13 protein-coding genes are annotated in these 14070 nt (G+C 65.0%); 6 read left to right on the top strand and 7 right to left on the bottom strand.

Annotation, left to right across the window (positions count from 1 at the left end; genetic code table 11):
* The 3 genes from AC066Y_RS11655 to AC066Y_RS11645 all read right to left on the bottom strand — a co-directional run.
* Positions 1 to 138: biotin carboxylase N-terminal domain-containing protein (locus tag AC066Y_RS11655; protein WP_478273996.1), on the bottom strand; the 138-nt coding region annotated here is incomplete at its 3' end.
* A 178-nt stretch (positions 139 to 316) separates the two neighbouring features.
* Entirely contained in the window at positions 317 to 523 is a 207-nt protein-coding gene (locus tag AC066Y_RS11650; RefSeq protein ID WP_478273977.1) for a hypothetical protein, read from the bottom strand.
* Between the two features lie 53 nt (positions 524 to 576).
* The gene (locus AC066Y_RS11645; RefSeq protein ID WP_478273976.1) at positions 577 to 705 is read right to left on the bottom strand and encodes a hypothetical protein; all 129 of its coding nucleotides are present in this window, start codon (positions 703 to 705) and stop codon (positions 577 to 579) included.
* A gap of 158 nt (positions 706 to 863) precedes the next feature.
* Between AC066Y_RS11645 and AC066Y_RS11640 the strand changes: the two genes are divergently transcribed.
* The gene (locus AC066Y_RS11640) at positions 864 to 1661 is read left to right on the top strand and encodes a thermonuclease family protein (RefSeq protein ID WP_478273975.1); all 798 of its coding nucleotides are present in this window, start codon (positions 864 to 866) and stop codon (positions 1659 to 1661) included.
* 92 nt (positions 1662 to 1753) lie between these two features.
* Positions 1754 to 4222, top strand: coding sequence for a PAS domain-containing hybrid sensor histidine kinase/response regulator (locus AC066Y_RS11635; protein WP_478273974.1), 2469 nt, complete (start codon positions 1754 to 1756; stop codon positions 4220 to 4222).
* Between the two features lie 19 nt (positions 4223 to 4241).
* On the opposite strand, the gene AC066Y_RS11630 is transcribed toward AC066Y_RS11635, so the two are convergent.
* The 4 genes from AC066Y_RS11630 to AC066Y_RS11615 form a co-directional block, all read right to left on the bottom strand.
* Positions 4242 to 4538, bottom strand: a complete 297-nt coding sequence (locus AC066Y_RS11630; protein WP_478273973.1) for a septal ring lytic transglycosylase RlpA family protein — start codon at positions 4536 to 4538, stop codon at positions 4242 to 4244.
* Positions 4539 to 4645: 107 nt separating this feature from the next.
* Positions 4646 to 7357 (bottom strand): bifunctional diguanylate cyclase/phosphodiesterase, encoded by a 2712-nt coding sequence (locus tag AC066Y_RS11625; RefSeq protein ID WP_478273972.1) that lies wholly within the window; start codon positions 7355 to 7357, stop codon positions 4646 to 4648.
* A gap of 132 nt (positions 7358 to 7489) precedes the next feature.
* Positions 7490 to 8008: a hypothetical protein gene (locus AC066Y_RS11620; protein WP_478273971.1), complete on the bottom strand. Its 519-nt coding sequence runs from the start codon at positions 8006 to 8008 to the stop codon at positions 7490 to 7492.
* A 146-nt stretch (positions 8009 to 8154) separates the two neighbouring features.
* Positions 8155 to 8649, bottom strand: a complete 495-nt coding sequence (locus AC066Y_RS11615; RefSeq protein WP_478273970.1) for an ArsI/CadI family heavy metal resistance metalloenzyme — start codon at positions 8647 to 8649, stop codon at positions 8155 to 8157.
* Between the two features lie 94 nt (positions 8650 to 8743).
* Between AC066Y_RS11615 and AC066Y_RS11610 the strand changes: the two genes are divergently transcribed.
* The 4 genes from AC066Y_RS11610 to AC066Y_RS11595 all read left to right on the top strand — a co-directional run bounded on the left by AC066Y_RS11610 (position 8744) and on the right by AC066Y_RS11595 (position 14040).
* A complete protein-coding gene (locus tag AC066Y_RS11610; protein WP_097675156.1) occupies positions 8744 to 8971 on the top strand; it encodes a hypothetical protein in 228 nt (75 codons plus the stop codon).
* Between the two features lie 74 nt (positions 8972 to 9045).
* Positions 9046 to 9414 carry a hypothetical protein gene (locus AC066Y_RS11605; RefSeq protein ID WP_478273969.1) on the top strand — a complete coding sequence of 123 codons (369 nt, stop codon included), beginning with the start codon at positions 9046 to 9048 and terminating at the stop codon, positions 9412 to 9414.
* Between the two features lie 113 nt (positions 9415 to 9527).
* Complete coding sequence (locus AC066Y_RS11600; RefSeq protein WP_478273968.1) at positions 9528 to 10751, top strand: efflux RND transporter periplasmic adaptor subunit; 1224 nt, start codon at positions 9528 to 9530, stop codon at positions 10749 to 10751.
* Entirely contained in the window at positions 10744 to 14040 is a 3297-nt protein-coding gene (locus AC066Y_RS11595) for an efflux RND transporter permease subunit (protein ID WP_478273967.1), read from the top strand. The genes AC066Y_RS11600 and AC066Y_RS11595 overlap by 8 nt, the downstream gene beginning before the upstream one ends.
* Positions 14041 to 14070: the final 30 nt, after the last annotated feature.

The raw sequence follows: 14070 nt of genomic DNA, 5'->3' as shown, positions 1-14070 counted from the left end.
GTCGGCCATCTCGACATGCAGCGCGTCGCGGTCGGCCTCGGAGTAGACGGCAACCGTCTCAATCCCCATACGGCGCGCAGTCTTGATGACCCGGCAGGCGATCTCGCCGCGGTTGGCGATCAGGATTCGTTTGAACATGCTCTTCTTGCTTGGGCTTTGGGCAGGATTCCTCCCCGCGCAATCCGGCACGGGCGATTGGGCGTAACCACTCCGTCGTACAGCAAAATGCCCCGGAGGCAAATGCAGACCGGGCCAGGCGCCTGGCCGGTTCTTGGCCAGTTCTTGGCCAGTTCTTGGCGGTAGCCTGAGGGGTATTTCAGCCCGAATAGGTCTTGAAGCGGCCGCGCGAATGGGCCTTGGCGACGGCCTTCATCAGCTCGCTGACCTCATTCTCCAGGAATTCATTGGCAACGATCAGCGCCCTGATGGTCGCGCGCAAATTGCCGCCGCAGGCGGAAATGGCCTGATCGACAGCCACTTCCAGCCCGTCATCGTCATTAGATTCGGGCCGTGCAGACATCATGGGGCATCCGGGATTCAGGTGGCACATGATGTTCCTATTTTGTTCTCACGTAGTCAATCGCATCTTTGCTCGGAAGCTGTCTGCTGAGGCGCCTTTCTCGTGCGCCGCCAGCGCGCGAGGCATTGCAGCGTCCAGATGTCGGTGATGACATCGGCAATGATGGTGATGATGAACTCGGCCATGTCAGCATCCCTTCGATGGCAATGTCCGGCCGTTTTACGTCGCGGAATGCCGATCGGGATGTGACGGCGCGCGCGCATCTTTCGCGAACAGTCCTTGGTTGGATCGTACCTGCCTGTGCTAGAAGTTCGGCTGCCCGCCAAAGACCTGAAGTGAGAAAATGCGGTTTCGGAATCCGGTCATCACGACGCTTCTCCTGACATGCCTGTCCGTAAGCCCTGTCCTGTCTGCGACGGCTGCGCTGTCTGCGACCGGTGGCCCCTCCGCCACGGCGATCGTCAAGGACGCCGGCACGGTTCAGCTCGGCAACACGGTTTATCGGCTCGACGGCATCGACGCCCCGGCGGCCGACCAGCTCTGCATCGACGAGCACGCCGACGTCTGGACCTGCGGGATTGAAGCACGCGACCAGCTGACAAAGCTGATCGGCGGCAAACCGATTCATTGCGACGACATCGGCGTCGATCCGACCTTCAAGAAGCGCCGCCTCGGCGTCTGCAAGCTCGAGGGCGACCCGACCAGCCTCAGCCAGGTGATGGTGCAGAAGGGCTACGCCCTCAACGTCGAGACATCGGCCACTGGCCGATTCAAGCCGGATCAAGCCACCGCCACGGGCAGTCGTGCGGGGCTGTGGAAGGGCTGCTTCGTGGCGCCGCGCGACTTTCGCCTCGGCAAGAAGGACGGCGCCCTGCTCGGCAACGCCTGCCCGGCCGACCGTGACACGCAGATCCGCAATGCGCTCTTCCCCGACGACCTGCCGATGCCGGCAAGCTGCAACATCAAGGGCAAGTATGCCGTCCGCGCCCGCGTCACCGGCAATGTCGGCATCTATCACCTGCAGGCGTGCCGCAGTTACCCGGGCCTCGGCAACCCGGATCGCTGGTTCTGCTCCGAGGAGGATGCGCAGGCCGCCGGGTTCCGCAGGGCCTATAATTGCCGCCCGACCAAAGGCAAATGAAGGGCAAGCGACGAGCAAAGTGATCGCCGCAAATCACGCTGGAAAAGCCGCCTCGTCCTGTGTGAAACTGCGCCGAGAGGTTGCCGGCGCGTATGACCCCACCCGATCCCGCTGATGTGCTTCCCGAAACTGCGGCAGCCGAACGGCTGCGGCAGCACCTTGAGGAGATCGCGCGCGAACGCGATCGGGCCCATCGCGAGCTTCAGGAGCGCGAGGCCGAGTTGGCGCGGATCCAGCGCATCGCGCGAGTCGGCGGGCTCGAGATCGATTTCCGCGACGGCGTGCGCAACCGCCGCTCCCCCGAATATCTGCTGGTGCACGGCCTGCCGCCCGAGGAGGTCAACGAGACCTACGAGAACTGGGTCGCGCGCATCCACCCCGATGATCGCGAACGAACCATCAGTCACCTGTTCGGCGTGCTCAAGGCCGGCGGCGAGGATTACACCGCCGAGTACCGCATCATCCGCCCGAACGACGGCGAGAGCCGCTGGATCCGTGTCGTCGCCAAGATCGACCGCGACCGCAGCGGCCGTGCGCTGCGGCTGGTCGGCGCCGATCTCGACGTCACCGATCAGATGCTGGCGCAGGAAACCCTGCGCGAGAGCGAGGAACGCTTCCGCCTGATCGCCGACAGCGCGCCGGTGCCGATCTGGGTGACCAAGCTCGACCGCACCCGCTCCTTCGCCAACCAGGCCTATCTGGATTTCCTCGGCCTGCCGTTCGAGGAAGCGGTCGTGTTCGACTGGCGCAAGGCGCTGCATCCGGATGATCTGCCGAACATCCTGCAGGAGCAGATCACCGGCGAATTGTCGCTCAAGCCGTTCGTGCTCGAGGCACGCTATCGGAATGCGGCGGGCGATTGGCGCTGGCTGCGCTCGGAATCGCAACCGCGTTGGGACCCGAACGGCAAGCATATCGGCTTCATCGGCGTCGCCCACGACATCACGGCGGCCAAGGAAGCCGAGATCGAGCTGCGCAAGCTCAACGAGTCGCTGGAACGGCGCATCCTGGAGCGCACCGCACAGCTCGAATCCCGCGAAGCGCAGATGCGCGCGATCCTGGAAACCAGCCATCAATATCAGATGCTGCTCAACCGGGATGGCGATCTGCTCTATACCAACCAGACCGCGCTGGCCGGCATCCGCGCCGAGGCCAGTGACGTCGTCGGCAAGCCGTTCTGGGACACGCCATGGTTCACTGCGACCGACGGCATGCCGCGCGTGATCCAGAATGCCTTTGCGACCGCGCTGCGCGGCGAGGAGGTCAAGATCGAGCTGCAATTGCAGCTGCCGATCGGCGAGCGCTATTTCGATTTCGCGATGCGCCCGTTGCAGGACCAGCACGGCACGATCGTCGGCGCGGTGCCGGAGGCCGTCGACATCACCGAGCGGCGGCTCGGCGAGGAAGCCCTGCGGCAGTCGCAGAAGATGGAAGCGGTCGGCCAGCTCACCGGCGGCGTCGCGCACGACTTCAACAATCTGCTCACCATCATCCGCTCGGCGACCGACTTCCTGCGCCGCCGCGAGCTGCCGGATGAGCGGCGACGCCGCTACATCGACGCGATCTCCGAGACCGTGGAGCGTGCCTCCAAGCTCACCGCGCAGCTCCTGGCGTTTGCGCGCCGGCAACCGCTCAATCCCGAAGTGTTCAATGTCGGAGCACAGGTCGATAGCGTGGTGCAGCTGATCCGTCCGCTGGTCGGCGCGCGGATTCACATCGAGGTCAGGATCGACGATCCCGACTGCTTTGCGATCGCCGATATCGGCCAGTTCGAGACCGCGATGATCAACCTTGCGGTCAACGGCCGAGATGCCATGAACGGCGAAGGCCAGCTGACGATCGGCGTGAGGAAGGTCAAGCACATCCCTGCGCTGCGCGCCCAGGCCTCGCGCAGCGGTGATTTCGTGACGGTCTCGATCCAGGATACCGGTACCGGCATCTCGCCGGATAATCTCGATGCGATCTTCGAACCGTTCTTCACGACCAAGGAGGTCGGCAAGGGAACGGGCCTCGGGCTGAGCCAGGCCTTCGGTTTCGTCAAGCAATCCGACGGCGACATCGAGGTGACCAGCACGCCCGGGCACGGCGCAACCTTCACCATCTATCTGCCGCAGGCGATGCGCCCGGCGGACGCCAAGGTCGCGGCCAGCGCCGGCATCGAGCAGGCCTCGATCGGCCGCGGCTATCGCGTCCTCGTGGTCGAGGACAACGACGATGTCGGCCAGTTCTCCACCGAGCTGCTCGAGGATCTCGGTTATTCGGTCAAGCGCGCGGCGAACGCCAACGCCGCGCTGTCGATCCTCTCCGAGAACGAGTTCGCCGCCGACCTCGTGTTCTCCGACGTGATCATGCCCGGCATGAATGGCGTCGAGCTCGCCGGCGTGATCCGCGATCGCTTTCCCGGCCTGCCGGTGGTGCTGACCAGCGGCTACAGCAACGTGCTCGCCGAGAACGCGCACAGCGGCTTCGAGCTGATCCAGAAGCCCTATTCGGTCGAAGCGCTGTCGCGCACGCTCCGCAAGGCGATCGCCGAGCAGCGGGCGACCGCCTCAAAACCCTGATCCCGCCGCCGGCCGCGCGCTACTCGATCACCACATGCGCGACGCCGAGCTGAAGGATGCCGAGCGCGCGGGCCGCCGTGGTCGAGACATCGATGATCCGTCCGCGAACGAACGGTCCGCGGTCGTTGACCCGGCAGCGGATCGACTTCCCGTGATACGACACAGTGACCATGCTGCCGAATGGCCGCTTGCGATGCGCGCAGGTCATCTCGCCACTCCTGCCGATGCCATGATAATAGGACGCAAGGCCGCTCTCTGCGCTCGCCATGCACGAGGTAAAGAGCAGCATGGCCGCGGACGTTGCTGCGGTCTTCATTGATTGCCTGCCGGTCGAGCCCCGCAATGGAACGCGGTTCCACCGTTTCGGTTCCGCGGCCGACACGTCGGCAGGTCGATTTTTTGAAACTTTTCAGTGAGAGCCGCTCAGGCGGCGTCCTCGACGCTATCGGCCGCGAGCAGTGTCCGGAGGTCTTGCGCCGGAACCGGCTTGCTGAACAGATAACCCTGCATCTGCGTGCAGCCCAGCATCTGCACGGTGTCGCGCTGCTGATCGGTCTCGACGCCCTCGGCGGTCGTGATCATGTTGCGGTCGGCCGCGATCGAGACCACCGCGCGGATGATCGAGGCCGAGCCGCTGTTGCGGGTGACTTCCTTGACGAAGCTGCGGTCGATCTTGATCTTGTCGAACGGAAAGCGCTGCAGATATTGCAACGAGGAGTAGCCGGTGCCGAAATCGTCAAGCGCGATGTGGACACCGAGCGCGCGGAGCTGGCCGAGCGTGACCAGCGCGGCATCGTCGTCGGCGATCAGCACCGCCTCGGTGATCTCGAGCTCGAGCCTGCGTGGGTCGAGCCCGCTCTCGGCGAGCGCGCTCGCGACCTTGAGCGCCAGCGTCTCCGACTTGAACTGGATCGGCGACACGTTGACCGCCAAGCGCACATGCGCCGGCCAGCCCGCCGCCTCGATGCAGGCGGTGCGCAACACCCACTGCCCGATCTCCTCGATCAGCCCGGTTTCCTCGGCGACCGGTATGAACTCCGCCGGGGAGATCATGCCGCGCACCGGATGGCGCCAACGCAGCAGCGCCTCGCAGCCGGTCACCTCGTCGCTGCGCAGGTCGACCAGCGGCTGATAGTGCAGCTCGAAGCGGTCCTCCGCCAACGCACTTCGCAGATCGGCCTCCAGCGCGCGGCGCAGATTGACCTGCTTCTCCATCGCCGGATCGAAGAAGCGATAGGTTCTGCGGCCGGCGGCCTTGGCCGCGTACATGGCGAGGTCGGCGCATTTGAGCAAGCCGATCAGGTCGGAGCCGTGACGCGGGGCGATCGCGATGCCGATGCTGGCGTCGCTCGACAGCCAATGACCGTGGCAGTCGAACGGCGTACGCAGCGACTGGTAGACGCGCGCGACCAGATCGCTGACGTCGTCGTCCGACATGATGTCATGCTGGACGATCGCGAACTCGTCGCCGCCGAGGCGTGCGATGAAGTCGTTCGACCCGACCGACTGGCGCAACTTGTCGGCCACGCGCCGGAGGAATTCATCGCCGATCGGATGACCCAGCGTGTCGTTGATCCGCTTGAACTCGTCGATATCGATGTAATGGATCGCGAATTCGCAGACGGTAGCCTCGCGCAACAATTCTTCCGCGTGACGCTGGAACAGCGTCCGGTTCGGCAGATTGGTCAGGGCATCGTAATGCGCGAGATACTCGATCTGCGCCTGCGCACGCCGCCCATCGGTGACGTCCTCGAGCGTGGTAGCCCAGCCCCCGTCAGGTGCGCGCTTGTAGATCAGGCGGATGCTGCGGCCGTCGGGCGTCATGATCACCGAGTCCCGGATTTCATCACCCCTGGGGTTGGTGAACCGCGCACAATATTCATCGACATCGCCGACGAATGAACCGAGCGCCTGTCGATGCAGGATCAGATCGCGCAGATGGCAGCCGGGCCTGGCGACATCGGGCGACAGGCCGAACATGTCGATGTATCGCTGGTTGCAGATCACGAGCCGCGCCGAGGCGTCGAACAGCAGGAGCCCCTGCGTCATGGTGTTGATCGCGGTGTCGAGATGCTGGCTCTTTTCGGACAGCCGGCGCTGCGCCGCGTCGTGCTGCCGCTGCAACTGGCGGACGATCAGGAAGATCGTCATGACGACGATCAGCACCGCCAGCACAGCGGCGCAGAACTGCAGCTTGGTCTGGGCGCGCCAGTCCTCCAGCGCGCTGGAGGTCCTCGTGGTGGCAAGGATCAGGATCGGAAAATGCGACAGCGACCTGGCCGCGCCGACATTCTCCTCACCCGAGGCGCCGACGAACCGTCCCGACAGGTTGCCGCCAAGGCTGATGACCTTCCGGAACAGCGGCTGGTCGATGATGTTGCGGCCGACCACGCCGGCATCCTGCGGATAACGCGCGATGATCGTTCCGTCGCGATGGATCATCGAAATCACGGTGTCGCCGTCCAGCGCCAGCGAGGCCACGAAATCCTCGAAATGGCTGGGCTCGACGCCGCGGCTCGCGAAGCCGATGATCTCGCCGTTGCGCCCGGTGATCTTGCGCGCAAAGATCGTGGTCCAGTTGCCGGTCACCTTGCTCATCGCGGGTTCGACGATGACAGGCGACGTCGGCCGTCCCGAGGTGAACTCCTGGAAATAGCGCCGTTCGGCAATGCTGACGTCGGGCACCGGCCACATCTCGGACGAGTTGATCAGCCATCCCTTGGCGTTGAACAGATTGAGCCCGCCGACATGCGGCAGCGCGGCCAGCCGCGTGCGCAGCATCTCGTGCTCGCTCAGGAGCGACATGTTCTTTTCGAACTGATCGGCGGTCTCGACCTGCTCCGACCGCAGATAGTTCACGATGTCGTCGTGGACATGCTGGAGGTCGCTGAGCTGCTGATCGAAATGCCGCGACAGCAGCAGCGCGGTGTTGTTGAGCTCGCGTTCGGACATCTCCAGCGCGCGCTCGCGAAACTGCAGCGCGAGATAGCCGGTGCCAAGTGTGATGGCGAGCACCAGCAGCGCGGCGCTCAGGACGAGCCACTGAATGGCGCCCATCCTTGTGGCGCGCAGCATACCCTTGATCGACAGCCGCCGGTGCTCCGGCTTCACGCTGTTCGTTGAGATAACCGACATTTTCCTGCCCCTGCGGGTGCCCTTGTACGGGAGCACAACCCAAGGGGTCGTTAGGAAAATCAGTTATCGGACTGTTAAGGTGGATGAGTAGCTGAGCGCGATCGGCACGGGCATCCTCGGGACGCGACCGCCTCAGGCGACCCCGGCCGCCTCCTTCAGGCTGCACTCGATCAACGCGCCCTCAATGCTGAATTTCGAGAATGGAGAGAACGGCGTCGCGGCCTTGAGCGCGGCGAAGAATTGCGAGTCGCCAGGACTCTTGAGCAGAAAACGGATGTGAGTGGCCGCCAGCGCATCGCGCGACAGCCAGACGACGCCGGAGAACAGCGCCACGAGCATCTGCGCGTAATCGCTGACATCGGCGAGGCCGAGATCGTAAATCGGAGACACATTGATGAACCGCGCGCTGAGCGCCGGCGACGTATATCGGCTCATCAACAGACGCCTCACCTGACAGACCGCGTGGACCCGTTCGCCGTCGGTCAGGTGATACAGCCCCTGACTGTCGCCCTCCCTGGCGGTCAGCGCTTCAAAGGCACTGATGCCGCCAAAGGTGGCAAAATCCTCCCCGACGCCTTCAGCGTCCTTCTTCCATTGTGCCTTGATATGACGCCAGGACCGCTCAGGATCCTTGATTGGCAAAAGCCGCATGGTTAGGGGGCTGTTAGCACGGAGGGGAGTCGTCGCTGGGATAATATGTCGCAGGCATTAAGCCTTTGCTTACAACGGTAGCCGGCTGCGCCGACATGACGACGGCCCGGCGACGTCCTGGCGTCGGTATGCGCGACCGCCCGAGCTCACGATCTGCAGCAGGCCGAAGCCTCGGGCGGCGCGGCCTGGGGCTGTGGCGCACAACAGGCGCTCTGTTGCCCGTCCAGCTTCTCGTGCGCGACACGCGCGGTCCGCTCGCCGCTGCCGTCGCCGTAGACGATGCTTTCACCGGTCGTACGGAAGGTCTCCCACGCGATTCCCGCGGGATCGTCGATCCACGACTTCTCGGACTTGGCATAGCAGCACACCGTTTGGCCCTGCTCGATCACCTCGCCGCCCGCCTTGCGGAGCCGGTCATAAACCTCGCCGAGTTCCTCGGCGCTTTCCACCTGAATGCCGAGATGATCGAGCCCCGGCTCGCGGCCGCGGGTCGAGATCGCGAAGTTGACGCGGGGATCGTCGAGCATCCATTTGGCATAGTCGGATTTCACGACCGTCGGTTCGGCGCCGAACAACGCCGAGTAGAATCCGACCGATTGGTAGATGTCCTTGACGGCGACATGAACATGCATGCGCTTCATGGGGGCAATCCTTTCGGGCGGCGACGCTGGATGGATATTCCAGCCCAAGCATGCTCAGATATCAACAGCGTTACAACAGGAGTCTTGCTGCGGAATGGATGCGCTCACGCTGTTCGGTTTGTTCGCCGTGACGATGATGCTCGTCTGCTACGCAGCCGAAGATCGGAGCCCCTGGTTCATCCTGGCTTTCGCGGTCTCCTGCGCGCTCGGCTCGGCCTACGGCTTCCTGCAGGGCGCCTGGCCGTTCGGGCTGGTCGAGGCGATCTGGGCTGTCGTCGCAGCGCGCCGCTGGCTGATGCGCCGAACCGCTGAGAGCGTGTAACGTTATAGTATCCGCGGCAATTCTGTCGGGGCGTCGAACTTGAATGCGCGCGGTCGCGGCGCTAATGAGGGCCCATGGACGCTTCGCGCACCATGATTCAGAATTCCGCTCATGCAACAGGATCGCGCCGCTGGCGCAGCCTGCTTGCGGGGCTGATTTCGCTTGCGCTGGTGCTGTCGTTCTTCCACGGCTGGGCCTTCGACGGCGATGACGATGCAGCTTCCGGATTCTCGATCGCACAGTCGATCAACGACACCAGCGGCAATGCTCCCGCGCATCCGGCCTCATTGCATGGCGATCACTGCCTGACCCACGTCGCCTCGGTGGCGCCGCAGGAGACGGCATTCCCGATCGCCTATGCGCCGCACAGCTATGGCGACAGCAGCATCGGGCTGCCGGCGTCAGCCGATCGTCTCTCTCCCTTCAAACCACCCCGCGCCTGATCCGGTCGGCATGACCGGCCGTGCGCCGCCGCCATCCGGTAGCACGCACGCTTCCGCACAGATCGATGTCGCGACAGCGCAGGCCCATCGGCATGCGCTGCGGAGAGGCGCATATGAAACGGGTTGTTCTATTTTTCGCCGGCGTGGCTGCCGGCGTTGTACTGATCATTCTGGCGGCCGGATGGATCGGCTGGCCGGTCAAGTTCCCGGCCGCGACGCAGGAGACGGCGGCCGCAGATTCACCGAAGGCCGAGGCCAGGCATGAGGCCCCCGGACATATCGAGCTCAGCGAAGACCAGATTCGTGAATCCGGCATCACGCTCGCACCGGCCAGCGGCGGCGTGCTGAAGCGACATTTCCTCGCGCCGGGATCGCTTATCCCCGACGCCGATCATATCGGCCGCGTCTCGGTCCGCGTGCTCGCGACAGTCACGGAACTGCGCAAGCGTCTCGGCGACGTGGTCGAGAAAGGCGAGATCGTCGCTGCGATCGAAAGCCGTGAGGTGGCCGACGCCAAGAGCGAATACCTCGCCGCGCGGCTCACCAACGACCTGCAGCAGACGCTCTACGCGCGACAGAAGACGCTGGTCGAGACCCGCATCGTCTCGGAAAACGAGTTCCTGCGCACGCGGCTGACCGCGAACGACGCCCAGATCAAGCTCGACGGCGCGCGGCAGAAGCTGTTTGCGCTCGGCCTGTCGGAAAGCGAGATCGCCGATCTGCCCAACCAGCCGCCCGAAAGCTTGCGGACGCAGTTCCTGCGCGCGCCGATCTCAGGCCGGGTGTCCGAACGGCGCGTCGACCTCGGCGGACTGATCGGGCGCGAGGGCCAGGAAAGCGAGCTTTATGTCATCGTCAATCTCGATGACATCTGGGTCGATCTGGCGGTCTCGCCGGAGGACATCAGCGCAGTTCGCGAAGGCGTGTCGGTCAAGATCCGCGCCATCGGCACCGAGGATGAAGCGAGTGCCGGCGTGATCTTCGTCAGCCCCCTGCTCGACCGCGAGACCCGCAATGCCCGCGTGATCGCGACCCTGCCCAACAAGGATCACCGCTGGAAACCGGGCACCTTCGTGACCGCAGAGGTGCCGCTGTCAGGCGCGCCGTCCACCGTAATGGTCACGAAGAAGGCGATTCAAACCATCAAGGGGACGCCGACCGTATTCGTGCGTGATGCCGACGGCTTCGAGGCGAGGTCGGTGCGGACCGGTCGCGAGGACGATGACGACATCGAGATCGTCGCGGGTCTTGCCGCCGGCGAGACCATCGCTGTGCAGAACACCTTCACATTGAAGGCCGAGGTCGAGAAGGACGAAGCGGAGCACGGCCATGATTGAGCGCATCATCGGTCTTGCGATCCAACGGCGCTGGGTCGTCGTCACACTGGCAGCGGTCCTGATGTTCCTCGGCGGCCTCGCATTGACCAAGCTCCCGATCGACGCAGTGCCCGACATCACCAACAAGCAGGTCCAGATCAACACCGTCGCCCCGGCGCTGTCGCCGGCGGAAATCGAGAAGCAGATCACCTTCCCGATCGAGACGGCGCTGGCGGGCGCGCCGGGGCTGGAGAGCACGCGGTCGCTCTCGCGTAACGGCTTCTCGCAGATCACCGCGGTGTTCAGCGAAGCCACCGACATCTATTTCGCCCGCCAGCAGGTCGGCGAGCGCCTGACCGAAGTTCGCGCGCGCCTGCCGCAAGGGATCGAGCCGCGAATTGGCCCGACCTCGACCGGTCTTGGCGAAATCTACATGTGGACCGTCCACTACTCGGGCCAGAAGGTGCAGACCGATGGTGCGCCGGGCCTGCAGAGCGACGGCCGCTTCCTGACGGCGGACGGCCAGCTGCTGCAGAGCGAGGTCGAGAAGGACGCCTATCTGCGCACGGTGCAGGACTGGATCATCAAGCCGCAGATCAAGATGGTACCCGGTGTCGCCGGCGTCGATTCGATCGGCGGCTACCTGAAGCAGTACCAGGTCCATCCCGATGCGGCGAAGCTGATCGCGCTCGGGCTGACCTTCGCCGACGTCGCCAAGGCGATCCAGAGCAACAATGTCAGCCGCGGCGCCCGCTATATCGAGCGCAACGGCGAAGGGTTCGTGGTCCGCTCCGGCGGCCGGCTCGAGAACATCGAGGAGCTCGGCGCCGTCGTCGTCACCACGCGCGGCGGCGTCCCGGTCCGGATCCGCGACCTCGCCGCGCTCTCGATCGGCGGCGAGACGCGCACCGGCAGCGCCAGCGAGAACGGCCGCGAGGTCGTGGTCGGCACCGCATTGATGCTGATCGGCGCCAACAGCCGCACGGTATCGGCCGCGGTCGACGCCAAGCTGCGCGCGATCACGCCATCCTTGCCGGCAGGCGTCGCAGTCGAGACCGTGCTCGATCGCACCCAGCTGGTCGACGCGACCATCGGTACGGTGGCGCGCAACCTCAGCGAAGGCGCGCTGCTGGTGATCGCAGTGCTGTTCGTGCTGCTCGGCAATTTCCGCGCGGCATTGATCACGGCACTGGTGATCCCGATCGCCATGCTGATGACGGCGATCGGCATGTGGCAGGGCCGCATCAGCGCCAATCTGATGAGCCTCGGTGCGCTGGATTTCGGCATGATCGTCGACGGCGCCGTCATCATCACCGAGAACAGCCTGCGTCATCTCGCCGAGAAGCAGCACGCGCTCGGCCGCGTGCTGACGCGCGACGAACGGCTGGCGACGGTGCGGGAGTCCGCTGTGGAAATGGTGCAGCCGAGCCTCTACGGCCAGGCCATCATCCTGCTGGTCTACGTGCCGCTCCTCACCTTCACCGGCGTCGAAGGCAAGATGTTCGAGCCGATGGCACTGACCGTGATCCTCGCGCTCGCTGCCGCCCTCGTGCTGTCGCTGACGCTTGTTCCCGCGCTGATCGCGATCGGCATCACCGGCCGCGTGCAGGAGAAAGAGCACTGGCTCGTTGCCGCATTGAAGCGCGGATACAGCCCGCTGCTCCGGCGCGCGGTTGCAGCGCCCCTGCCCGTCATCGCGGTGGCGGTGGTGCTGTTCGCCACCGCCCTGTTCGGGTTCTTCCGGCTCGGCCAGGAGTTCATCCCCTCGCTCGACGAGAAGAACATCGCCATGCACGCGCTCAGAATTCCGAGCACGGCGCTGTCGCAGTCGCAGGCGATGCAGCTCTCGGTCGAGAAGGCGGTCAGCCGCTTCCCGCAGGTGTCGTTCGTCTTCTCCAAGACCGGCACCGCGGAAGTGGCGAGCGACCCGATGCCGCCGAACGCGTCCGACACCTTCATCATCCTGAAGCCGCGCGCGCAGTGGCCGGATCCATCGCTGACCAAGGAGCAGTTGATCGAGGAGATCTCGAAGGCGGTCGGCCGGCTGCCGGGCAACGTCTATGAATTCACCCAGCCGATCCAGATGCGCTTCAACGAACTGCTCGCCGGCGTTCGCGGCGACATCGCGGTCAAGGTGTTCGGCGACGAGTTCGAGCCGATGCAGAAGGCCGCCAACCAGATCGCCGCCGCGCTGCGCGGCGTGCGCGGCGCGACCGACGTCAAGGTCGAACAGGCCGGCGGCCTGCCCGTGCTCGAGATCAAGGTCGACAAGGCGGCGATCGCCCGGCGGGGCCTGAGCGTCTCCGAGGTCCAGGACGTGATTGGTGCCGCGGTCGGCGGCCAGGATGCCGGCGTTGTCTACGAGGGCGATCGCAGCTTCGACATCGTGGTACGATTGCCGGAGAGCGTGCGCTCCGATCTCGAGGCGTTGAGCAATTTGCCGGTCGCCTTGCCGAAGGCAACGCCGAGTTCGCCGGTGCAGAGCCTGCCGCTCAACCGCGTCGCGCAGTTCTCCTTCACCGAAGGGCCGAACCAGATCAGCCGCGAGAACGGCAAGCGCCGCATCGTGGTGACGGCCAATGTCCGCGGCCGCGATCTCGGCTCGGTGGTCGAGGAAGCTCAGGCAAAGGTCACGCAATCGGTGCAGCTGCCGCCCGGCTACTGGATGACCTGGGGCGGCCAGTCGGAAAATCTCGCCGCGGCGCGCCAGCGCCTTGCCGTCGTGGTGCCGGCCTGCTTTGCGATGATCTTCCTGTTGCTGCTGGCGGCGATGGGCTCGGCGCGCGATGCGCTGCTCGTGTTCAGCGCGGTGCCGCTGGCACTCACCGGCGGCGTCGCGGCGCTGTGGCTGCGCGGCATGCCGTTCTCGATCTCGGCGGCGGTCGGCTTCATCGCGCTGTCCGGCGTTGCGGTGCTGAACGGGCTCGTGATGCTGAGCTTCGTCCGGCAATTGCGCGAGCGCGGTGTGCCGATCCGGGAGGCCATCGAGCAAGGCGCCCTCACCCGCTTCCGGCCCGTGGTGATGACTGCGCTGGTCGCCTCGCTCGGTTTCGTGCCGATGGCGTTCGCCACCGGCACCGGCGCTGAGGTGCAGAAGCCGCTCGCAACCGTCGTGATCGGCGGCCTGATCAGCGCGACGCTGCTCACGCTTGCCGTCCTGCCCGCGCTCTATGCACGGTACGGGCATGCCGGTAGCGCTGCGCGCAATGAGAGAACCGCGGTTCAGCCCGCGGAATGGCGGAATGACGGTGTGTCGACCGGCCGTCGCCAAGAAAAATCCGGCAGTTGCAGCGCCGATCCGGCGCTGTAACATTTCTGTCATGTGGCAAAACTAAACGAA

It is taken from the genome of Bradyrhizobium sp. USDA3010 (genome assembly GCF_056429065.1).
This window is presented reverse-complemented; position numbering and strand designations above follow the sequence as displayed.

Coding starts and splice junctions, on each gene's coding strand:
- AC066Y_RS11650 (WP_478273977.1), bottom strand. CDS start 523: ATGATGTCTGCACGGCCCGAATCTAATGACGATGACGGGCTGGAAGTG.
- AC066Y_RS11645 (WP_478273976.1), bottom strand. CDS start 705: ATGGCCGAGTTCATCATCACCATCATTGCCGATGTCATCACCGACATC.
- AC066Y_RS11640 (WP_478273975.1), top strand. CDS start 864: ATGCGGTTTCGGAATCCGGTCATCACGACGCTTCTCCTGACATGCCTG.
- AC066Y_RS11635 (WP_478273974.1), top strand. CDS start 1,754: ATGACCCCACCCGATCCCGCTGATGTGCTTCCCGAAACTGCGGCAGCC.
- AC066Y_RS11630 (WP_478273973.1), bottom strand. CDS start 4,538: ATGAAGACCGCAGCAACGTCCGCGGCCATGCTGCTCTTTACCTCGTGC.
- AC066Y_RS11625 (WP_478273972.1), bottom strand. CDS start 7,357: ATGTCGGTTATCTCAACGAACAGCGTGAAGCCGGAGCACCGGCGGCTG.
- AC066Y_RS11620 (WP_478273971.1), bottom strand. CDS start 8,008: ATGCGGCTTTTGCCAATCAAGGATCCTGAGCGGTCCTGGCGTCATATC.
- AC066Y_RS11615 (WP_478273970.1), bottom strand. CDS start 8,649: ATGAAGCGCATGCATGTTCATGTCGCCGTCAAGGACATCTACCAATCG.
- AC066Y_RS11610 (WP_097675156.1), top strand. CDS start 8,744: ATGGATGCGCTCACGCTGTTCGGTTTGTTCGCCGTGACGATGATGCTC.
- AC066Y_RS11605 (WP_478273969.1), top strand. CDS start 9,046: ATGGACGCTTCGCGCACCATGATTCAGAATTCCGCTCATGCAACAGGA.
- AC066Y_RS11600 (WP_478273968.1), top strand. CDS start 9,528: ATGAAACGGGTTGTTCTATTTTTCGCCGGCGTGGCTGCCGGCGTTGTA.
- AC066Y_RS11595 (WP_478273967.1), top strand. CDS start 10,744: ATGATTGAGCGCATCATCGGTCTTGCGATCCAACGGCGCTGGGTCGTC.